The 19,763-nt window shown below is 62.2% G+C and carries 18 protein-coding genes; 12 read left to right on the forward strand and 6 right to left on the reverse strand.

Going from position 1 to position 19,763, the window contains the following annotated elements; genetic code table 11:
* Window positions 1–10: 10 nt before the first annotated feature.
* The 8 genes from cysW (at window position 11) to HAQ05_RS07190 (ending at window position 9,876) form a co-directional block, all read left to right on the forward strand.
* A complete protein-coding gene (gene cysW / locus HAQ05_RS07155; RefSeq protein WP_190418851.1) occupies window positions 11–874 on the forward strand; it encodes a sulfate ABC transporter permease subunit CysW in 864 nt (287 codons plus the stop codon).
* 4 nt (window positions 875–878) lie between these two features.
* A complete protein-coding gene (locus HAQ05_RS07160; RefSeq protein ID WP_190418853.1) occupies window positions 879–1,850 on the forward strand; it encodes a sulfate/molybdate ABC transporter ATP-binding protein in 972 nt (323 codons plus the stop codon).
* A gap of 295 nt (window positions 1,851–2,145) precedes the next feature.
* On the forward strand, window positions 2,146–2,718 hold the full coding sequence (locus HAQ05_RS07165; RefSeq protein ID WP_190418869.1) for an alpha/beta hydrolase: 573 nt from the start codon (window positions 2,146–2,148) through the stop codon (window positions 2,716–2,718).
* Window positions 2,719–2,766: 48 nt separating this feature from the next.
* Window positions 2,767–3,696, forward strand: a complete 930-nt coding sequence (locus tag HAQ05_RS07170) for a sigma 54-interacting transcriptional regulator (RefSeq protein ID WP_190418871.1) — start codon at window positions 2,767–2,769, stop codon at window positions 3,694–3,696.
* A gap of 101 nt (window positions 3,697–3,797) precedes the next feature.
* A complete protein-coding gene (locus HAQ05_RS07175) occupies window positions 3,798–4,583 on the forward strand; it encodes a MetQ/NlpA family ABC transporter substrate-binding protein (RefSeq protein ID WP_190418873.1) in 786 nt (261 codons plus the stop codon).
* Between the two features lie 111 nt (window positions 4,584–4,694).
* Window positions 4,695–5,768, forward strand: coding sequence for an efflux RND transporter periplasmic adaptor subunit (locus HAQ05_RS07180; RefSeq protein ID WP_190418875.1), 1,074 nt, complete (start codon window positions 4,695–4,697; stop codon window positions 5,766–5,768).
* Entirely contained in the window at window positions 5,765–6,829 is a 1,065-nt protein-coding gene (locus HAQ05_RS07185) for an efflux RND transporter periplasmic adaptor subunit (RefSeq protein ID WP_190418877.1), read from the forward strand. Before HAQ05_RS07180 ends, HAQ05_RS07185 begins: the two co-directional genes overlap by 4 nt.
* Window positions 6,826–9,876 (forward strand): efflux RND transporter permease subunit, encoded by a 3,051-nt coding sequence (locus HAQ05_RS07190; protein WP_190418878.1) that lies wholly within the window; start codon window positions 6,826–6,828, stop codon window positions 9,874–9,876. The genes HAQ05_RS07185 and HAQ05_RS07190 overlap by 4 nt, the downstream gene beginning before the upstream one ends.
* Before the next feature lie 62 nt (window positions 9,877–9,938).
* On the opposite strand, the gene HAQ05_RS07195 is transcribed toward HAQ05_RS07190, so the two are convergent.
* The 5 genes from HAQ05_RS07195 to HAQ05_RS07215 all read right to left on the reverse strand — a co-directional run bounded on the left by HAQ05_RS07195 (window position 9,939) and on the right by HAQ05_RS07215 (window position 13,991).
* Entirely contained in the window at window positions 9,939–10,670 is a 732-nt protein-coding gene (locus HAQ05_RS07195; RefSeq protein ID WP_190418880.1) for a hypothetical protein, read from the reverse strand.
* An 81-nt stretch (window positions 10,671–10,751) separates the two neighbouring features.
* Window positions 10,752–11,498, reverse strand: a complete 747-nt coding sequence (gene tcyN, locus HAQ05_RS07200) for an L-cystine ABC transporter ATP-binding protein TcyN (RefSeq protein ID WP_190418882.1) — start codon at window positions 11,496–11,498, stop codon at window positions 10,752–10,754.
* A gap of 3 nt (window positions 11,499–11,501) precedes the next feature.
* On the reverse strand, window positions 11,502–12,170 hold the full coding sequence (gene tcyL, locus HAQ05_RS07205) for a cystine ABC transporter permease (RefSeq protein WP_190418884.1): 669 nt from the start codon (window positions 12,168–12,170) through the stop codon (window positions 11,502–11,504).
* Window positions 12,167–12,883, reverse strand: coding sequence for a cystine ABC transporter substrate-binding protein (gene tcyJ, locus HAQ05_RS07210; RefSeq protein ID WP_420825755.1), 717 nt, complete (start codon window positions 12,881–12,883; stop codon window positions 12,167–12,169). The genes tcyL and tcyJ overlap by 4 nt, the downstream gene beginning before the upstream one ends.
* Window positions 12,884–12,989: 106 nt before the next feature.
* The gene (locus tag HAQ05_RS07215; protein WP_190418888.1) at window positions 12,990–13,991 is read right to left on the reverse strand and encodes a D-cysteine desulfhydrase; all 1,002 of its coding nucleotides are present in this window, start codon (window positions 13,989–13,991) and stop codon (window positions 12,990–12,992) included.
* 206 nt (window positions 13,992–14,197) lie between these two features.
* Between HAQ05_RS07215 and epsC the strand changes: the two genes are divergently transcribed.
* On the forward strand, window positions 14,198–15,142 hold the full coding sequence (gene epsC, locus HAQ05_RS07220; protein WP_338050143.1) for a serine O-acetyltransferase EpsC: 945 nt from the start codon (window positions 14,198–14,200) through the stop codon (window positions 15,140–15,142).
* A gap of 147 nt (window positions 15,143–15,289) precedes the next feature.
* On the opposite strand, the gene HAQ05_RS07225 is transcribed toward epsC, so the two are convergent.
* Window positions 15,290–16,234, reverse strand: a complete 945-nt coding sequence (locus HAQ05_RS07225) for an aliphatic sulfonate ABC transporter substrate-binding protein (protein WP_190418892.1) — start codon at window positions 16,232–16,234, stop codon at window positions 15,290–15,292.
* Window positions 16,235–16,613: 379 nt separating this feature from the next.
* Here HAQ05_RS07225 and HAQ05_RS07230 point away from each other — a divergent pair, with 379 nt between their 5' ends.
* From HAQ05_RS07230 to ssuE, 3 genes are all read left to right on the forward strand, one after another.
* Window positions 16,614–17,930, forward strand: coding sequence for an OprD family outer membrane porin (locus HAQ05_RS07230; RefSeq protein WP_190418894.1), 1,317 nt, complete (start codon window positions 16,614–16,616; stop codon window positions 17,928–17,930).
* Between the two features lie 164 nt (window positions 17,931–18,094).
* Complete coding sequence (locus tag HAQ05_RS07235) at window positions 18,095–18,733, forward strand: peroxiredoxin (RefSeq protein WP_190418896.1); 639 nt, start codon at window positions 18,095–18,097, stop codon at window positions 18,731–18,733.
* Window positions 18,734–19,156: 423 nt separating this feature from the next.
* Window positions 19,157–19,750, forward strand: coding sequence for an NADPH-dependent FMN reductase (gene ssuE / locus HAQ05_RS07240; protein WP_190419060.1), 594 nt, complete (start codon window positions 19,157–19,159; stop codon window positions 19,748–19,750).
* Window positions 19,751–19,763 lie beyond the last annotated feature (13 nt).

A 19,763-nucleotide genomic window follows, 5' to 3' on the forward strand; every position in this document is an offset into this window, starting at 1 on the left:
GGGAATTGCCATGAATCATTCCAATGCCATGTCGGCGAGCGCCGCTCGCCGTGGCAGCCCGGCGGCGCGGTGGCTGCTGATCGCGCTCGGCTGGTTGATGTTCCTGTTGTTTCTGGCGCTACCGTTGGCCATTGTGCTCACCCAGGCACTGGCGCTGGGGGTCGGGCCGTTCCTGGCCGCTATTGTCGAGCCAGATGCACTCAGCGCGTTGCGCCTGACGGTACTGGCGGTGGTGATCGCCGTGCCGCTGAATTTGCTGTTCGGGCTGAGCGCCGCCTGGTGCGTGAGCAAGTACGAGTTTCGCGGCAAGAGCCTGCTGGTCACCCTGATCGACCTGCCGTTTTCGGTGTCGCCGGTGATCGCCGGTTTGATCTACGTGCTGCTTTTCGGCGCGCAAGGCTTGCTCGGCCCTTGGCTGGATGACCACGATATCCAGATCATCTTCGCCTTGCCTGGCATCGTGCTGGCGACGGTGTTCGTTACCGTGCCGTTCGTGGCCCGGGAATTGATCCCGCTGATGCAAGAGCAGGGCAGCCAGGAAGAAGAAGCCGCACGGCTACTGGGCGCCAGTGGTTGGCAGATTTTCTGGCACGTGACCCTGCCCAATATCAAGTGGGGGCTGCTCTATGGGGTGGTGCTCTGTACGGCACGGGCCATGGGGGAGTTCGGCGCGGTGTCGGTGGTGTCTGGCCACATTCGCGGCCAAACCAACACTCTGCCGTTGCACGTTGAGATTCTCTACAACGAGTACAACATTGTGGCGGCGTTCAGCGTGGCCAGCCTGTTGTTGATTCTGGCGCTGTGCATCCTGCTGCTGAAGCAGTGGAGCGAGGCGCACCTTGACCGCCAGCGCAACAGCGCCGCGGAGGAATGAATTCATGTCGATCGAAGTACGTCACGTCAGCAAACGCTTCAACAGCTTCCAGGCCCTGGACAACATCGACCTGGACATCCAAAGCGGCGAATTGGTCGCCCTGCTCGGCCCTTCTGGGTGCGGCAAAACCACCTTGTTGCGGATCATCGCCGGCCTGGAAACGCCTGACCAAGGCAGCATCGTGTTCCATGGCGAAGACGTTTCCGGCACCGATGTGCGCGACCGCAACGTCGGTTTCGTGTTCCAGCACTACGCGTTGTTTCGCCATATGAGCGTGTTCGACAACGTCGCCTTCGGCCTGCGCATGAAGCCAAAGGCCGAGCGCCCGAACGAAGCCCGTATCGCCGAGAAAGTGCATGAATTGTTGAACATGGTGCAACTCGACTGGTTGGCCGACCGCTACCCGGAACAATTGTCTGGCGGGCAACGCCAGCGTATCGCGCTGGCCCGGGCCCTGGCGGTGGAGCCCAAGGTGTTGTTGCTCGACGAGCCTTTCGGGGCGCTGGACGCCAAGGTCCGCAAGGAGTTACGGCGCTGGTTGGCGCGGCTGCACGAAGACATCAACCTGACCTCTGTGTTCGTGACCCACGACCAGGAAGAGGCCATGGAAGTGGCCGACCGAATCGTGGTGATGAACAAGGGCGTGATCGAGCAGATCGGCTCGCCCGGCGAGGTTTACGAAAATCCCGCCAGTGATTTTGTGTATCACTTCCTCGGCGATTCCAACCGCCTGCACTTGGAGCAAGACCACCCTGTGCTGTTCCGCCCCCATGAAGTGTCGTTGTCACGTGGGGAACTTGAAGGCCACCATGCCGCCGAGGTGCGCGACATCCGCCCATTGGGCGCCACCACCCGGGTTACCTTGAAGGTTGCCGGCCAGGAAGAACCGGTGGAAGTGGAAGTGGCCAGGGACCACGACGCGCTGGCAGGGTTGGCCAAGGGGCAGGCGTTGTTTTTCCGGCCAAAAGTGCGATAAGCGCAAGCGCACCCGTATCTAGCCCCCCGCCAATGGACGCCTAAGCGTTCGAACACCCATTGGCGCGTGAATTTCGCTGCTGGGCAATCAACGCCGCCCGGCAGCAAACGGCACCGTCAAAAATGATGCAACCAGGTTTCGCGGCCCTCGCTAGGCCAAGCGGGCGCGGACCAGACACGCCGGCCCTGGATAACCCGGTTTTGGTTATTAATAAATAGCTTCTTATTCCTTAAATAATATATCGCGCCTCCCTATACTGGGCACCATGTACAGCGCAGCAGGCGGAGGTGCCTAAATGCCTAGCGAGGCCATTCGTTACCTGATCGTACCCGGTTGGTACAATTCCGGGGAGGACCATTGGCAAACCCATTGGCAAGCGGTGCTTCCCAACAGCTCGCGGGTCGAGCAGGCCGACTGGGCCAACCCGCAACGGCACGCCTGGGTGGCCCAGCTGGACGCCGCCGTGCGTGACAGTGAGCGGCCGGTGATGCTGATCGCCCACAGCTTGGGCTGCGTGGCGGTGGCACACTGGGCCGCGAACGCCCCAGCGGCCACGCTGCGCCGGGTGCGTGGTGCATTGTTGGTAGCCCCGGCAGATGTCGAGCGGCCCAATTGCCCACCGGCACTGCAAGGTTTTGCGCCTATCCCGCAGCAACGCCTGCCGTTCCCTAGCCAGTTGGTCGCTTCGGACAACGACCCGGCGGCCAGCGCTGCGCGCGCCTTGGAGCTGGCCCGTAGCTGGGGCAGCGAAGCCGGCGTGCTCACGGGCGCCGGGCATATCAACGCGAAAGCCGGTTTCCACCGTTGGGAACAAGGTTTCGCCTACCTCTACCGCTTGCAGACGCGCCTGGCCATGCGCGCCGCTTGAAGCAAACCGTAACGCCCGCCCGCAGGGAGCGGGCGGGAGTTTACCCCCATGACGTTACCCGATACCTCGGGGCAGCCCATGCTGACCTTTCCCGAGGCTGAAAAAAGCCCCCTTTCGATTCGCGCCAAGGCGCTGGTGTTTATCGACCCGCGCTCGCAGCAACTGCGCCAAACCCTTGAGCGCCTGGCGCCGTTGCCCCTGCCGGTGCTGGTTCGCGGCGAAACCGGTACTGGCAAAGAGTTATTGGCCCGGCATATACACAAGGCCAGCGGCCGTGCTGGGCTCTTTGTGTCGGTTAATTGCGGCGCCCTCAGCCCGAACCATGCCGAGGCTGAATTGTTCGGTTACACGGCCGGCACCTATGCCAGCGCCGCAGGCCGCACCGGCTGGTTCGGCTCGGCCAATGGCGGCACGCTGTACCTGGATGAGATCGGCGACCTGCCGCAAAGCCTGCAGGCAAAGTTCCTGGCCGCGTTGGAAAACCACGAGGTCACCCGTGTCGGCGCCGGCCATTCCACGCCCGTGGACGTGCGCTTGGTGGCCGCTTCGAGCATCGACCTGGCCCAAGCGGTCGCCGCGGGAAAGTTCAACGAACGGCTGTACCGTTACCTACGCGAAGGCGACCTGGAGTTACCGGCGCTGCGCGATCGCCCCGGCGATATCCTGCCGTTGGCCGAGTATTTTCTAGGGGTGTACAGCCAGCGCCTGGGCCTCGCCGTGCCGGTGTTCAGCGACCAGGCCCAGGCCAGGCTGGCCGAGCACCCCTGGCCCGGCAATACCCGTGAACTGGAGAACGTCGTGCATTTTGCGCTGCTGGTGAGCCGTGGCGACATCATCGGCCCTGAGCACCTGAATGTGCCCCAGCCCCGTGCACTGCCATTGCGCCAATGCCTGGAGCGCGAGATAGACACCTGCGGCCCGGATGGGCAGGCCGCCTTGCGGCAGTTGATAGAGGAAGCCCTGGCGCGCTTACATTAAAAGTTATAAGCAGATATTGAAATATTATTTTTGTGATATAAGGCTTCCCGGTATCTTCCGCATCAAGCCAGCGGGGCTGGCACTTAACCCAAGGATTTAAAATGAAAAAAACCCTTTTGCTGACAGCGTTCGCTACAGCGCTGTCCCTGGTCGGCTTTGCCCATGGTGCCGAAAAACTGACCGTAGCGGCCACCCCGATTCCCCATGCCGAGATCCTTGAGCTGATCAAGCCCACCCTGGCCAAGGAAGGGGTAGATCTGGACATCAAGGTGTTCACCGACTACGTGCAGCCAAACGTACAGGTCGCCGAGAAGCACCTGGACGCGAATTACTTCCAGACCCTGCCATACCTGGAAAATTTCAACAAAGGCAAAGGCACCAACCTGGTGACGGTGATCGGCGTGCATGTCGAGCCCTTCGGCGGTTACTCGAAGAAGGTTAAAAGCCTGAGCGAACTCAAAGATGGCGCCACCGTCGCGATCCCCAACGAGGGCAGCAACAGCGGCCGCGCCTTGTTGCTGTTGCAAAAGGCCGGTTTGATCACCCTCAAAGACCCAAAAAATGCCCTGGCTACCCCCAAGGACATCGCGGATAACCCGAAAAAGCTCAAGTTCAAGGAACTCGAATCGGCCATGCTGCCCCGTGTGCTAGACCAAGTTGACCTGGACTTGATCAACACCAACTACGCACTCGAAGCCGGCTTGAACCCGGCCAAGGACGCCCTGGTGATCGAAGGCAGCGACTCGCCCTACGTGAATTACCTGGTCGCCCGCCCCGACAACAAAGACAGCGATGCCATCCAGAAGCTGGCCAAAGCGTTGACCAGCCCGGAAGTCAAAGCCTTCATCGAGCAAAAATATAAGGGCGCGGTGCTGCCTGCGTTCTAAGTAGCACCCACATGGAACCGGTTATTCAAGCCGGTCGTGAGCCTGGCCAGGAACCCCCGTTTCGCCGCATAGTCGCATAGACACCAAGTTCTATGATGCAAGGGAGCCTGCATGGCGCGTGTGGTGAGCAAGGGGGCGGCATGGTTGCTGGCCGGGCTGTTGGCGGGGTGCGGCGAGGAAAAAGCCGCCGAGCCGGACACCCCGCGCGTGCAGGTACTGCAGGTGCAACCGGTGGCGTTCAACGCCGACGTGCAGCTCACGGGAGACATCCGTGCGCGGGTGCAAACCGAGCTGTCGTTCCGGGTTAGCGGCAAGATCACCCAGCGCACGGTCGATGTGGGCGACCACGTCAACGCGCGCCAGGTGCTCGCACGCCTGGACCCGAAAGACCTGCAAACCAACGTCGACTCGGCCAACGCCGCCATGCTCGCCGAACAAGCACGCTTGGTGCAGGCCCAGGCGGCGTTCGAGCGGCAGGCCAAGTTGTTGCCCAAAGGCTACACCAGCCGCAGTGAATACGATGCCGCCCAGGCCCAACTGCGCGCCAGCCAAAGCTCGCTGGCTGCTGCCCAAGCACAATTGGCCAATGCGCGCGAACAACGCAGCTACGCTGACCTTGCCGCCGAGGCCCCAGGCATCATCACCGCGCGCCAGGCCGAAGTGGGCCAGGTGGTGCAAGCCACCGTGCCGATCTTCGACCTCGCCCGTGACGGTGAGCGCGATGCGGTGTTCAACGTGTATGAGGGCCTGCTGGCCCAGGCACCACCAGACCAACAGGTGACCGTGAGCCTGCTCGACGACCCTTCCGTAAGCACCACCGGCACGGTGCGTGAAATCACCCCAGCGGTGTCGGCGCAAACCGGCACGCTGCAGGTGAAGGTGGCGCTGCACGACCTGCCAGCCGGCATGCGCTTGGGCTCGGTGGTCGGGGGCAGCATCCAGGTACCGGCCACACCCGCCGTAGAGCTGCCTTGGGCGGCCTTGACCAAAGACCTTCACGACCCTGCCGTGTGGTTGGTGCAGGGTGGTCAGGTGAGCCTGCGCAAAGTCGCCGTGGCGCGTTACCTCACTGGCAAGGTGATCGTCAGCGATGGCCTGAAGGCCGGCGACCAAGTGGTCACTGCCGGGGGGCAACTGTTGCACCCGGGAATGCGGGTGGAAGTGGCCCAGGAGCGCAGCCCATGAAGCGCCTTTACCTGCTCGGCCTGGTGGCCCTGGCCGGCTGCTCCCCGCAAGAGCCCGCCCCCGCCCCGCCGCGGCCAGTGCTGACCGCGCCCGTGGTGGCGCTGGACACCGAGCGCTTCGGGCGCTTTGCGGGCAATATCGAGGCGCGCTACCAAAGCAACATCGGTTTTCGCATCAGCGGCCGCATTGCCCGGCGCTTGGTGGACGTGGGCGATGAAGTCAAGCAAGGCCAGTTGCTGGCGGTACTGGACCCGACCGACCAGCAAAATCGGTTGCGTGCCAGCCAAGGCGACTTGGCGCGGATGCAGGCGCAGTGGATCAATGCCGAGGCCGATGCCCGCCGCCAGCAGGCGCTGTTCGATCACGGCGTGGGCGCCCAAGCCCAGCTCGATATGGCCGTGGCCAACCTGAAAACCGCTACCGCCTCGTTGGACCAAGCCAAGGCAGCGCGCAGCCAAGCCCGTGACCAGGTGGATTACGGTGACCTACGTGCCGACCACGACGCCGTGGTCAATGAATGGCGCGCCGAGGCCGGGCAGGTGGTCAGTGCCGGCCAGGTGGTGGTGGTGCTGGCCCGGCCGGATGTAAAAGAAGCGGTGATCGACCTGCCCGCCGCCTTGGTAGAGCGGTTGCCGCCGGGCACGCTGTTTCAGGTCGAGGCGCAGTTGGCCCCGCAGGTGGTGTCAGCCGCTACCCTGCGTGAAATCGAGCCCCAGGCCGACAGCAGCACCCGCACCCGCCGCGCCCGCCTCAGCTTGGCGCAAACCCCGCCTGGGTTTCGCCTGGGTACGCCGATTCGTGTGAGCCTGAGCAGCGCCATCGCGCCACGCTTGCAGGTGCCGCTGTTGGCGCTGCAAGAGCAGAACGGCAAGGTACAGGTATGGCGGGTGGACGCTGCCAGCAAAACGGTGGTGCCGCAGCCGGTGCAGGTGCTTGAGCGCGCCGACGGCGCTGCCATCGTACAAGGTGGGCTCAACGCGGGTGACCGCGTGGTCACCGCCGGCCTGAACAGCCTACAACCCGGGCAGACCGTGAAACTCGATGAAGGAAACGCCCGATGAAAGGGAATTTCAACCTCTCGGATTGGGCGCTGCGCCACCAATCGTTTGTCTGGTACCTGATGTTCGTGGGTTTGTTGATGGGGGTGATTTCCTACCTGAACCTGGGCCGCGAGGAGGATCCGGCCTTTACCATCAAAACGATGGTGATCCAGACCCGCTGGCCGGGCGCGACGCAGGAAGAAACCCTGCTCCAGGTGACCGACCGCATCGAAAAGAAACTCGAAGAACTCGACTCGCTCGATTACACCAAAAGCTATACAAGGCCCGGCGAGTCGACGGTGTTCGTGTACCTGAAAGACACCACCAACGCCAAAGCCATCCCCGATATCTGGTACCAGGTACGCAAGAAGATCGACGACATCCGCGGGCAGTTCCCCCAAGGGCTGCAAGGGCCATCGTTCAACGATGAGTTCGGCGATGTGTACGGGTCGATCTATGCGTTCACCGGCGACGGCCTGACCATGCGCCAATTGCGCGATTACGTCGAGCAGGTGCGCGCCGAAATCCGCTCGGTGCCCGGGTTGGGCAAGGTCGAGGTAATCGGCGCGCAGGATGAGGCCATCTACCTGAATTTCTCGACGCGCAAGCTGGCTGCCTTGGGTTTGGACCAGCGCCAGGTGGTGCAGGCGCTGCAAGCGCAAAACGCGGTCACCCCCGCCGGGGTGATCGAAGCGGGGCCAGAGCGCATATCCGTGCGCACCAGCGGCCAGTTCAAGTCGGAGCAAGACCTGCGGGCGGTCAACCTCAGGGTCAATGACCGGTTCTTCCGGTTGGCCGACCTTGCCGATATCCAGCGCGGCTATACCGACCCGCCCACCCTGTTGTTCCGCTTCAACGGCCAGCCTGCCATTGGCCTGGGCATCGCCATGCAGGACGGCGGCAATATCCAGACCTTCGGCAAGGCCCTGCACGGGCGGATGACCGACATTACCGGGCAGCTACCGGTGGGCGTGGGCGTGCACGTGGTGTCGGACCAGGCCCAGGTGGTGGAAAAAGCCGTGGGCGGCTTTACCAGCGCGTTGTTCGAGGCGGTGGTGATCGTGCTGGTGGTGAGTTTCATCAGCCTCGGTATGCGCGCCGGGCTGGTGGTGGCGTGTTCGATCCCGCTGGTGCTGGCCATGGTGTTCCTGTTCATGGAGTACAGCGGCATCACCATGCAGCGGATTTCCCTGGGCGCGTTGATCATCGCGTTGGGGCTGTTGGTTGACGACGCCATGATCACCGTGGAGATGATGGTCACGCGCCTGGAGTTGGGCGACAACCGTGCGCAAGCGGCGACCTATGCCTACACCTCCACGGCCTTCCCGATGTTGACCGGCACCTTGGTGACCGTGGCCGGGTTCGTACCCATCGGCCTGAACGCCAGTTCCGCCGGCGAGTACACCTTTACCCTGTTCGCCGTGATTGCCGTGGCGATGTTGGTGTCGTGGGTGGTCGCGGTGTTCTTCGCGCCGGTGATTGGCGTTCATATCTTGAGCGAAAACGTAAAAAAAACCGAAGACCACAAGCCGGGCCGTATCGCCCGTGCCTTCAACGGCGGCCTTACCTTTTGCATGCGCCGCCGCTGGCTGACCATCGGGGCCACGTTGCTGCTATTCGCCGTGGCGCTGTTTTGCATGCGCTTTGTGCAAAACCAGTTTTTTCCGTCGTCAGACCGCCCGGAGTTGCTGGTAGACCTGAACCTGCCGCAGAACGCGTCGATCAACGAAACCCGTAGGGTGGTCGACCGTTTCGAGGCAACCCTCAAGGGCGACCCGGACATCGACCGTTGGAGCACGTACATCGGCCAGGGCGCAATTCGTTTTTACCTGCCGCTGGACCAACAACTGCAAAACCCCTATTACGCGCAGTTGGTCATCGTCAGCAAGGGGCTCGAAGCGCGGGGGGCGTTGATGGCACGCCTGAAAGCACGCCTGCGTGACGATTTCGTGGGCATTGGCACGTATGTGCAACCCCTGGAGATGGGCCCCCCGGTGGGCCGGCCGATTCAGTATCGGGTGAGCGGGCCAGACCTGGACGAGGTGCGCAAACATGCCATGGATTTGGCCAGCATGCTCGATGCCAACCCGCACATTGGCGACATGATCTACGACTGGAATGAGCCGGGCAAAGTGCTGCGCATCGACATTGCCCAAGACCGCGCGCGGCAGTTGGGCTTATCGTCCGAAGACGTGGCCAACCTGATGAACTCAATCACCACCGGCCAATCGGTGACCCAGGTCAACGACAGCATCTACCTGGTCAATGTGATAGGGCGCGCCGAAGATGCCGAGCGCGGTACGCCAGAAACCTTGCAAAACCTGCAGATCGTGACCCCCAGCGGGGTGTCCATTCCGCTGCTGGCCTTCGCCACCGTGCGTTACGAACTCGAACAACCCCTGGTGTGGCGGCGCGACCGCTTGCCGACCATTACCTTGAAAGCCGCGGTGCGAGACGATGTTCAGCCCACCGACCTGGTGAATGACCTGAAGCCTGAAATCGACAAATTCTCGGCCGGCTTGCCGTTGGGCTACAAGGTGGCCACCGGCGGTACCGTCGAGGAGAGTGGCAAGGCCCAAGGACCCATCGCCAGCGTGGTGCCGCTGATGCTGTTTTTGATGGCGACCTTTTTGATGATCCAGCTGCACAGTGTGCAGAAGATGTTCCTGGTCGCCAGCGTGGCGCCATTGGGGCTTATAGGGGTGGTTATCGCGCTGGTACCCACCGGCACGCCGATGGGCTTCGTGGCGATCCTCGGGGTGCTGGCACTGATCGGTATCATCATTCGCAACTCGGTCATCCTGGTCACCCAAATCGACCAGTTCGAGCGCGAAGGCTATGAGCCCTGGGATGCGGTGCAGGAAGCTACCCAGCACCGCCGCCGGCCTATTTTGCTCACCGCCGCGGCGGCCAGCCTGGGCATGATCCCCATCGCCAGGGAAGTGTTCTGGGGCCCGATGGCCTATGCCATGATCGGCGGGATCATCAGCGCCACGCTGTTGACGTTGTTGTTCCTGCCTGCACTGTATGTGGCGTGGTATCGGATCAAAGAGCCGGTGAGGGATTAGCTTCTGGGGCGCCACACTGGGCGCGAGCGCCCCGCCTGAGGCCGGCCAAGCGGGTTGGGGCATTAGGCCCGGGTGGGCTCGCCGCCGCTGTCTACCTCCTCGTCCGTGGGCAGCTCTAATGCCTGGCAGGGTGCCCAGCGCGAATGGTTGCCCACGCGATCGACTGCGCTCCAGGTGACGTCCTGCCATCGGCCGGGGCGCACTTGCCTAAGGGCGGCCAAGGGGATCGTGCCCTGCACCGGTTGGCCTACCTGGCGAGGAAGCAGCGGCGGCAGGTCGAAACGCTCATCGCCCCAGCGTACGGTGATTTCGTCACCGGCTGCCATGTTCGGATAAGCCGGCAGGTAAAACGGCAGGCCACCATGCTGGCGGGCCTGGCGCACGCTCAGCGCCCGTGGAAAACATATGGGCGGCAGGAACTGGTTTTCCTCTTCGCCTTCGTGCAACGGCGCGCCACCCGGGTACTCAAGCTTGGCCAGCAGCAGCGTGACCGGGGAATGCGCACTGTAATGCCCGGCGCGCAGCACCTCATAGCGCAGCCGGACCCTGCCGCTTTGTTGTACGGCATTGCGTACCTGAAAAACCAGCGGCCGGCCAAGGTGTTCTGGCTTCACGATTAGGGCGGTGGCAAAACGGTCGTCGATGAATACTTCGACCAGGTCGCCAGGTTCCAGCAACGCGTCACGGCCAACGCGCAGGCAAAGCTGGCTGGCCGCTTCGGCGCCAATGCCAGCGCGGCAGCGCTGGGGCAATTCGAGTGGCGGTAAGGCGAAGGGTTTATGTGCAGCAGTCATCCGTGATCTCCCATTCGGCAGGCAAGCCGAACGGCAGCCTAGGCAGCCAGGGGATACGGGCAAAGAGGGAAGGCGGCCCGGTCAGCCGCCGCGGAACTTGCTGAGGAACTGGCGCGTGCGGGCCTGTTGTGGGGCCGCGAACAGTGCTTTGGCATCGCCCTGCTCGACAATGCGCCCGTGGTCGAAGAACACCACGGTGTCAGCCACGTCGCGGGCAAAGCTCATTTCATGGGTCACGATGATCATGGTGCGCTTTTCCGCCGCCAGGTCGCCGATAGTGGCCAGTACCTCCCCCACCAACTCGGGGTCCAATGCCGAGGTGGGCTCATCGAACAGAATCACCTGCGGCTCCATCGCCAATGCGCGGGCAATCGCCACCCGTTGCTGCTGGCCGCCAGACAACCGCCGCGGGTAGGCTGCTTCCTTGCCGGCCAAGCCCACCTTGGCCAGCAACTGCGTACCCAGGGCCTCGGCCTGGGGGCGCGGCATGTGCTTGACCACCAGCGGGCCCTCGATCACGTTTTCCAGGGCGGTGCGGTGGGGGAACAGGTTGAAGTTCTGGAACACAAAGCCCACTTGCTGGCGTAACCGCCGCACGAGCGCCTGCTGCTGGCCCAGCGGCCGCAGGGTGTCGATGCTCAAGTCGCCAAGCCGGAGGGTACCGCTGTCGGGTGTTTCCAGCAGGTTCAGGCAGCGCAGGAAGGTGGTTTTACCCGAGCCACTGGGGCCGATGACTGCCACGACCTCGCCGGTGCCCACAGTGAGGTCGATATCGACCAGTACCGGGTTGCCATTGAAGCTTTTGCTCAGTTTTTCCACCACGATCATCGCTCAGGGCTCCAGGTCATAGCGGTTGGCCCGCCGTTCGAGGCGATGCTGCACGTGCGCCAGCACGGTGGCGAGCACCCAGTAAAGCAGGGCCGCGGTCAGGTACATGGCGAATACTTCGAAGGTGCGCGCGGTCACCAATTGTGCCTGGCGAAACAGCTCTGGCACCTGGATGGTCGCCGCCAGGGCGGTATCCTTGACCAACGAAATGAAACTGTTGCCCAACGGTGGCAAGGCGGTACGCGCGGCCTGCGGCAGAATGGTGCGGCGCAAGGCCTGGGCGCGGGTCATGCCCAGGGTGGCGCAGGCTTCCCACTGGCCTCTGTCGATGGCACTGATCGCCGCGCGCAAAATTTCGCAGGTATAGGCGGCCATGTTCAGCGAAAAGCCAATCAGCGCCGCCGGTAGAGGGTCCAGTTCAATGCCCAGTGATGGCAGGCCGTAATAAATCAAGAACAGCTGCACCAGCAACGGCGTGCCGCGAAAGAACGACACATAGACCTGCGCCACCCACCGTACCGGGGGCAGGCGCGACAGCCGCATCAAGGCCAGGCCGAACCCCAGCAGCAGGCCGAAGAACATCCCGCCCAAGCTCAGTACCACCGTGAACCATGCCCCCTGCAGCAGAAACGGCAGGGATTCGTAGGCGACCCTCAGGCTCTCTTGGTTCATTGGGTGACGTCGGCACCGAACCATTTTTGCGAGAGCTGGGCCAGGGTGCCGTCGTCACGCAGTTGGGCAATGGCCTTATCGATGGCCGCCAACAACTGCGGTTCGTCTTTACGCAAGGCAATGCCCGACTCCAGGCGCGAGAACGGCTCGCCGTTGGCCGCGAGTTCGCCATGGGTTTTTTTGACCATTTCCAGGGCTGCCAGGCGGTCTACCAGCGCAGCGTCGATACGCCCGACCCGTAGGTCTTGCATCTTGGTGGGGTCGTCTTCGTAGGTTTTTACGATGGCGGCGGGTACTGTGGCCCGCACCCACTGCTCGTAGTTGCTGCCCAGGCCCACGCCGACTTTTTTGTTCGCCAGGTCCGCAGGGGTGTTGATCGTGAGGTGGTCCGCCGAGCGCGTCAGCGCCTGGATGCCGGACACGGTATAGGGCGTGGAAAAATCATATTTCTTGCGGCGTTCGTCGGAGATGGTCACCTGGTTGATCACCACATCGAGGCGCTTGGATTCCAGCGCCGCCAGCAGGCCGTCCCATTTGGTGGTTTGCAGCTTGGCCTGAATACCCAGTTTTTTGGCCAGCGCTTGGGCGAAGTCGACCTCGAAACCGCTGAGTTTGCCGCTTTCATCGACGAAGCTGAACGGCGGGTAAGTGCCCTCCAGGCCCACGGTCAGGGTGCCTTTTTCACGGGTGTTCAACGGCGTTTCATCCGCCATGGCGGCGGTACTGAAGGCGCTGATTACGGCGAATGCCCCAACGGCGAGGGCGGCGGCGAAGCGGTGAGGCAAAGTGTGCAGCGGCATGGCGGTTCCTTAAGTGTTGTTATTGGCCCGACCAAATGTCGGGGTAGGCGAACAGGCCCGGCGCACCGCCGGTGTGTAAAAATAGCAGTGGCCCCTCGGCGAACCGCTGCCGGGCCACCCCATCGAGCAAACCGGCCATGGCCTTGCCGGTATACACCGGGTCCAGCAACAGGCCCTCCTGGCTTGCCAACAATCTGATTGCCGCCAAGGTCCCGGCGTTTGGCTCGCCGTAGCGTGGCCCGTAGTAATCACCCCACAGCAGCGCGCGGTATGCCGCGGGCACGTCGGTACCGAGTAGCGCCGCGGTGCGTTGCACCAGGGTATCGACCTTGGCCGCTTGGGCCTGGGTCGGGCGGGATACCGTGATGCCGACCACCGGCAGCTGCGGCAAGGCCTCGGCGAGGGCCAGGGCCAGCCCCGCGTGTGTGCCGGCGCTGCCGCTGGCCAACACCAGCGCGGCAAAGTCTACCTTCAGCGCCTTGATTTGCTCGGCCAATTCCAGGCCCGCGCGCACGTAGCCCAAGCTGCCGACCGGGCTGGAGCCGCCCACCGGCACGATGTACGGCTGTTTGCCGGCGCTGCGTAGCCGCGTGGCCAGTGCCTCCAGTTGTTCATCGGCGGTGTCGAGGTGGTCGACCACTTCGACCTGCGCGCCAAACAACTCGAGCAACAAGCGGTTGCCGTTACCCAGGTAAGCGGGGTGCTCGGTTGCGATGGGGTTTTCCAGCAAAGCGAAGCACGCCAGGCCCAAGCGGGCGGCGAGCGCGGCCGTTTGGCGAACATGGTTGGATTGGATCGCCCCGGCGGTGACCAGGCAGTCGGCGCCTTGGGCCTGGGCGTCGGCGGCCAGGTACTCGAGCTTGCGCAGTTTGTTGCCGCCCAGCGCCAGCGGGGTGAGGTCATCACGCTTGGCGTAGATATCCCGGCCTAGCCAGGCCGAGAGGCGTTCGAGTTTTTCCAGCGGTGTGGGCGCCCCTAGCAGCGCCAGGCGGCTGAAACGGCTGAGCTGTGATGGGATCATAGGGTTTGCCTGGCCAGTTAGATGCACGACTATAAGGAGTGGGCGTTAGGCGGGCAACCGCTTCAGCGGGCTTGGAACCCGCCGCCTTGGCTTAGGTTCAGATGAGCTGGAGTGCGGCTGAAACGTTCTTTTGCAACTGCTGTTTTCTGATCTAGAGTATGCGCCCGACGGCGCCCTGCGCCGCCCCACTGCCCAGGAGTGAAACCGTGAACGAGCGTGTACCGGGCCAGGCCCCTTCGGAGCCGTGGCAACTGCAAGAGATCGTGGGCCAATTGCGAGCTGCCCGGCGCCAATGGCGCCAACAGAACGGTCGCAGTTGTGGCCAAAGCGGTGGCCGCCAGTTGCCCTCGCGGGAGGCCATGGCGGTCATCCTCGAGCAGTTGTGCGGGGCGTTGTTCCCCATGCGGCTGGGGCCGGTGGACCTTCGTGAAGAAAGCGAGGACTTTTTCGTCGGGCATACGCTCGACGCGGCGCTCAATGCCTTGCTGCTACAAGCCCGGCTCGAATTGCGCTACGCCCACCGCGAGGGCCCTTGCAACCTTGAGGCGCTCGATGCCACCGCGCTGCACGTGATCCAAGGTTTCGCCGCGGCGCTGCCGGCCCTGCGCAGGGAACTGGACACCGACGTGCTGGCCGCTTACCAAGGCGACCCCGCCGCCCGCAGTGTGGATGAAGTATTGCTGTGCTACCCAGGTGTGCTGGCGATCATCCACCATCGCTTGGCCCACCACTTGTACCAGGCAGGGTTGCCGCTGCTGGCGCGGATTAGTTCGGAGTTGGCGCACTCGGCCACCGGCATCGATATCCACCCCGGGGCGCAAATTGGTTCGAGTTTCTTCATCGACCATGGCACTGGCGTGGTCATCGGTGAAACCGCGATTATCGGGGAGCGCGTGCGTATCTACCAAGCCGTCACCCTGGGCGCCAAGCGCTTCCCGACCGACGCTGACGGCAGCCTGCAAAAGGGCCTGCCGCGCCACCCTATCGTTGAAGACGACGTGGTGATCTACGCCGGGGCGACGATTCTGGGGCGGGTCACCATCGGCCAGGGTTCGACGATTGGCGGCAATGTGTGGCTTACCCGCAGCGTACCGCCGGGGAGCAACATCACCCAAGCCAACCTGCAACTGGACGATGGTACCCAGAAATAGCCCCCAGCCTGCGGCGAGGCGCACCGGGCCGAAGGCCGCCAAGGCTACGGCCCGGTGGGATGCAGCAAGGCGCAGGTGATCAACCACATCCTTGGCCGGTATAGGCGGCCCATGCAGTGCTGGCGCTCACGCTGAACGTGCGCCGGGTCAAGGTTGCCAGGTCGCCACGGCTTTGGCATCCACCGGCTTGGGCAACAGCTTGGCGCTTACAAAGGCATCGGCAATGGCCTGCTGCTCGCCCAATTGGTCGAGCGTCACGGGCTGCACGTCGTAGGTACGGTGCGCGTTGGCCGCCTCTACCGTGGCCGGGGGCAAGTTGCCCCACAGCGGCCCAAGCACCTTGGCCGCATCCGCCGGGTTGGCCTTGGCCCAACGGCCAACCTTTTGCAGTTCGTTGAACACCACCTTCAACACGTCACCGTGGCTGTTGGCGTATTGCGTGCTGGTGAGGTAATAGCGTTTGTATTGCGCAAGGCCACGGGCCTCATCGAGGGTGCGCACGGGTAACTGTTGTTGCACGCTGGTCAAAAAGGGCTCCCAGGTTACCCAAGCGTCCACCTTGCCGTTCTCGAAGGCGGCGCGCCCGTCGGCCGGTGTAAGGTAAGCGGGGCTGACGTCATCGATGGTCAGGCCGCCTTTTTTCAGCGCCGCCAACAGCAGGTAGTGGCTGCCTGCCGCCTTGGTCACCGCGATCTTCTTGCCTTTCAGGTCCGCCAGCCGTTGGATGGCGGAATCTTCATGTACCACCACCGCCTGCGCGTCTGGCGAGGCCGATTCCTGAGCAAAATACGCCAGTTGCGCACCCGCAGCCTGGGCAAACAGCGGCACGGTGTCTGCCACGTCGGCCGACACATCGACGTTCCCCAGGTTCAAGGCTTCCAGCATCGGCAGCCCGCTGGCGAACTCATGCCAAGACACCGTGACCCCTTGCGGGGCAAGGGCTTTTTCCAACGTACCTTGGCTTTTGAGCAGGGTCGCGAGGGTTGAAGACTTTTGGTAGCCAATTCGTAAAGGCTCGCCGGCATAAGCCGATACAGCGGCGATACCGAACACCGCAGCCGCGGCGAGCAGGGTAAGCGAACGCAAGCGCATAGCATGACCTTAAAGGGGGTTGCCTGCCGGGCGGGCAGGTTGTCGAGGTTAAAAATTTAAACGATATAACCACGCTCCGGTAAAGAACTTATTGTAATAAGCTTAGCGCCCAGCGGTGGATGACAACGTTTTTAGGATATGGTTTCTTATGCGCAAATGTTCTTAACACAATTGCAACAAAGGTTTAGTAGTTTCTAAAGAATTCTTTACTCTCTGCCAGGCCCCGCACAGGTACGACAACCCAAGGGCGGCCCAGCGAAGATGAGCTTGACTAACCGGTCACGCTTTGGCGCTAATGGCGCCGAGCTATCACAGCAAACGGGCGTATAGACCCGGTCACCCGCAACACAAAAATTAGAAAGCAAGAGGAGCACTACCAGTGAACAAGTCTACCCTGGCACTCGCGGTTGCCATGGGCGTACTGGCCCAGCAAGCCAGCGCCGCCGGTTTCATCGAGGACAGCAAAGCGTCTATCAGTTCCCGTACTTTGTATTTCGATAACGATGCCCGCGAAGGCGGTGCTGACCAGCGCCAGACCGTTACCGGGCTGAAATTCGATTTCTTGTCCGGTTATACCCAAGGCACCGTAGGCTTCGGCCTCGATGTTCAAGGTATGGTAGGTATCAACTTGGGGGGTGGTATCGATAACCATTCGACCACTACCGCCAACACCGTCACCCCGGTTGACAGCGACGGCACACCGGTCAGTGATTGGAGCCGCCTGGGCGGCAATGCCAAGATCAAGTACTCCAAGACCGAGTTGAAAGTGGGTAATGCCCTGGCACCTAACCTGCCGATCCTGGTGTCCAACGATGGCCGCCTGCTCCCCGCGAGCTACCAGGGCGCGATCGTCACGTCCAAGGAAATCGACAACGTTACCTTTACTGCTGGGCAACTGAACCGTGAAATCGGCCGCGCCTCGAGCAACTGGGCAGGCATCGCGGCCGGTGGGCGTAAAGGCTCTAACGCGTTCCGTTTCGGCGGCGCCGACTGGAAAGTCACCAAAGACCTGACGCTGCAGTACTACTACGCCGAGTTGGAAGACTACTACCGGCAGAACTTCCTGGGTTTGGTGCACGTATTCCAGATCGCCCCGGACCAAGCCTTCAAGACCGACCTGCGTTACTTCAACAGCAAGTCCGATGGCAAGAACGGCGATGCCGACTACTCCTACAAGAATGGTTACTATAAAGACGGTGGCGAGGTAGACAATAACACCTGGTCGGCGGCGTTCACCTACACCCTCGGTGGTCACTCGTTGACTTTGGGCCACCAGCGTGTAAGCGACGACGGCGGTATGGCGTTCCTCAACAACGGCAGCGTTGTCGATGGTCGGGGCCGTGGCGAAGGTGAAGGCGGTACTAGCGTGTACCTGTACACCGATATCATGTACAACAACTTCACCAAGGCCGGGGAAAACTCGACCTTTGGTATCTACTCCTACGACTTCGCCAAACTGGGCGTTCCAGGGTTGAAGGCGACCTACACCTACGTCAGCGGCCGCGATGTTCGCAACACCAGCGGCAACGGCAGCTATGACGAATGGGAAGCCGACTACCGCGTGGACTACACCCTGCAGAGCGGCCCGCTCAAGGGGCTGGGCTTCTCGGCTCGCCACGCGACGTTCCGCAGCGAAGGCGTAGAGAACTTCGACCAGAACCGCTTCTACGTCAACTACACCTACGCCCTGTGGTAGTAGTGGGTTGAGCCATGGACGCCCCGCTTCGGCGGGGTTTCTTTTGCTTATGTTTTTATATTCCATATAGTTATTTAGGAATTGTTATTTATTCTTTTTAAACTTGGCTATTCTGAAGCAGAGTAAAACCCAACCACCGCGTTCCAACCAAAGGACATCGCACCATGGGACTCAAACTCGGCGATATAGCCCCGGACTTCGAGCAAGCTTCAAGCGAAGGCACCATTCGCTTCCACGAATGGCTCGGCGACAGCTGGGGTGTGCTGTTCTCTCACCCGGCGGATTTCACCCCGGTGTGCACCACCGAGCTGGGCTACACCGCCAAGCTCAAGGACGAGTTCGCCCAGCGCAACGTCAAGGCCATCGCGTTGTCAGTAGACCCGGTCGAATCCCATGTGAAATGGATCGAGGACATCAACGACACGCAAAATACCCAGGTGAACTTCCCGATCCTGGCCGACGCCGACCGCAAGGTGTCGGACCTTTACGACCTGATCCACCCCAATGCCAGCGACACCCTTACCGTGCGCTCGCTGTTCGTGATAGACCCGAACAAAAAAGTGCGCCTGACGATCACTTACCCGGCCAGCACCGGGCGTAACTTTAACGAGATTTTACGGGTGATCGATTCGCTGCAACTTACCGACAGCCATAAGGTGGCCACGCCGGCCAACTGGCAACAGGGTGACGACGTGGTGATCGTGCCATCGCTCAAAGACGAAGAGGAAATCCGCCAGCGCTTTCCCAAGGGCTACCGCGCCGTGCGCCCCTACCTTCGGCTGACCCCGCAGCCGAACCGCTGAACTGATTTGCAGGGACTTTTGGGCCGCACATGCGGCCCTTTTTTTTGCTGCGCTTGGGGCCTGCCTCAGTGGCCGCAAGGCCGACACCAGCGCGCTGCGCATTACCCAGACCACGCTCATCGGCCTGAGCATGCTCACGCGCGCAGTGCACCAGGTATCTGGGCGGGCAGGCGCATCACTGTGGGGCTCTCCCGGGTGCAGTTCTTGCGGCTGATCAACAGCGTGGTTCTGCTCAGCGGGGTGATGCTGATCATCCGGTTTTTTCGTAAGCCTTGCCGCCCAGGTGTGGCCCGCGCGCGCGCAGGGCAATAGCGCGCATAGATAATAAAAGAATAAATAAATGAACAAATATGATTTAAGGATATAAAAATCCACTGCTAAGGTAGGCGCCATTGCACAATGAATACACGCGAGGCGGTATCGATGTTGGTCGTAGCGTTGGGGGGCAGCCCCAGTACCCGTTCCCGTTCCGGGGTCTTGCTTGAGCGTGCGAAGCTTGCCTTGCAAGGGAAGGGGGTGGAGGTGGTCACCTTTCAGGTGCGTGACTTCGACCCGCAGGATTTGCTCCACGCCCGCTTCAACAGCCCGGCGGTGTGCCATTTCTTGGAAACCGTGGCCAATGCCGACGGCCTTGTGGTAGCCACCCCTGTCTATAAAGCAGCCTACAGCGGTGCGCTGAAAACGATGATCGACTTGCTGCCTGAACGTGCCCTGGCGCACAAGGTGGTGTTGCCCATCGCCACAGGCGGCAGTATCGCCCACATGCTCGCCGTGGACTACGCCCTCAAGCCGGTGCTGGCGGCGCTCAAGGCGCAGGAAATGCTTCAAGGCATCTTTGCCGACGACAGCCAGATCGCTTATGGCGAGGGCAGCGCCGCACCGCAGTTGGCGCCGTCGTTGGAACACCGCTTGGGCGCGGCGCTGGAAGAATTCCACAGCGCCTTGGCCCGCCGGCCACAGCCGGTGGAGCCGGGGCTGCTCACCGACCGCTTGCTCAGCGCACGTTGGAGTATCTGAGCATTACCCTAAA

The sequence above is a fragment of the Pseudomonas typographi genome (genome assembly GCF_014694385.1).
Lineage (GTDB): Bacteria > Pseudomonadota > Gammaproteobacteria > Pseudomonadales > Pseudomonadaceae > Aquipseudomonas > Aquipseudomonas typographi.

Coding starts and splice junctions, on each gene's coding strand:
- cysW (WP_190418851.1), top strand. CDS start 11: ATGAATCATTCCAATGCCATGTCGGCGAGCGCCGCTCGCCGTGGCAGC.
- HAQ05_RS07160 (WP_190418853.1), top strand. CDS start 879: ATGTCGATCGAAGTACGTCACGTCAGCAAACGCTTCAACAGCTTCCAG.
- HAQ05_RS07165 (WP_190418869.1), top strand. CDS start 2,146: ATGCCTAGCGAGGCCATTCGTTACCTGATCGTACCCGGTTGGTACAAT.
- HAQ05_RS07170 (WP_190418871.1), top strand. CDS start 2,767: ATGACGTTACCCGATACCTCGGGGCAGCCCATGCTGACCTTTCCCGAG.
- HAQ05_RS07175 (WP_190418873.1), top strand. CDS start 3,798: ATGAAAAAAACCCTTTTGCTGACAGCGTTCGCTACAGCGCTGTCCCTG.
- HAQ05_RS07180 (WP_190418875.1), top strand. CDS start 4,695: ATGGCGCGTGTGGTGAGCAAGGGGGCGGCATGGTTGCTGGCCGGGCTG.
- HAQ05_RS07185 (WP_190418877.1), top strand. CDS start 5,765: ATGAAGCGCCTTTACCTGCTCGGCCTGGTGGCCCTGGCCGGCTGCTCC.
- HAQ05_RS07190 (WP_190418878.1), top strand. CDS start 6,826: ATGAAAGGGAATTTCAACCTCTCGGATTGGGCGCTGCGCCACCAATCG.
- HAQ05_RS07195 (WP_190418880.1), bottom strand. CDS start 10,670: ATGACTGCTGCACATAAACCCTTCGCCTTACCGCCACTCGAATTGCCC.
- tcyN (WP_190418882.1), bottom strand. CDS start 11,498: ATGATCGTGGTGGAAAAACTGAGCAAAAGCTTCAATGGCAACCCGGTA.
- tcyL (WP_190418884.1), bottom strand. CDS start 12,170: ATGAACCAAGAGAGCCTGAGGGTCGCCTACGAATCCCTGCCGTTTCTG.
- tcyJ (WP_420825755.1), bottom strand. CDS start 12,883: ATGGCGGATGAAACGCCGTTGAACACCCGTGAAAAAGGCACCCTGACC.
- HAQ05_RS07215 (WP_190418888.1), bottom strand. CDS start 13,991: ATGATCCCATCACAGCTCAGCCGTTTCAGCCGCCTGGCGCTGCTAGGG.
- HAQ05_RS07225 (WP_190418892.1), bottom strand. CDS start 16,234: ATGCGCTTGCGTTCGCTTACCCTGCTCGCCGCGGCTGCGGTGTTCGGT.
- HAQ05_RS07235 (WP_190418896.1), top strand. CDS start 18,095: ATGGGACTCAAACTCGGCGATATAGCCCCGGACTTCGAGCAAGCTTCA.
- ssuE (WP_190419060.1), top strand. CDS start 19,157: ATGTTGGTCGTAGCGTTGGGGGGCAGCCCCAGTACCCGTTCCCGTTCC.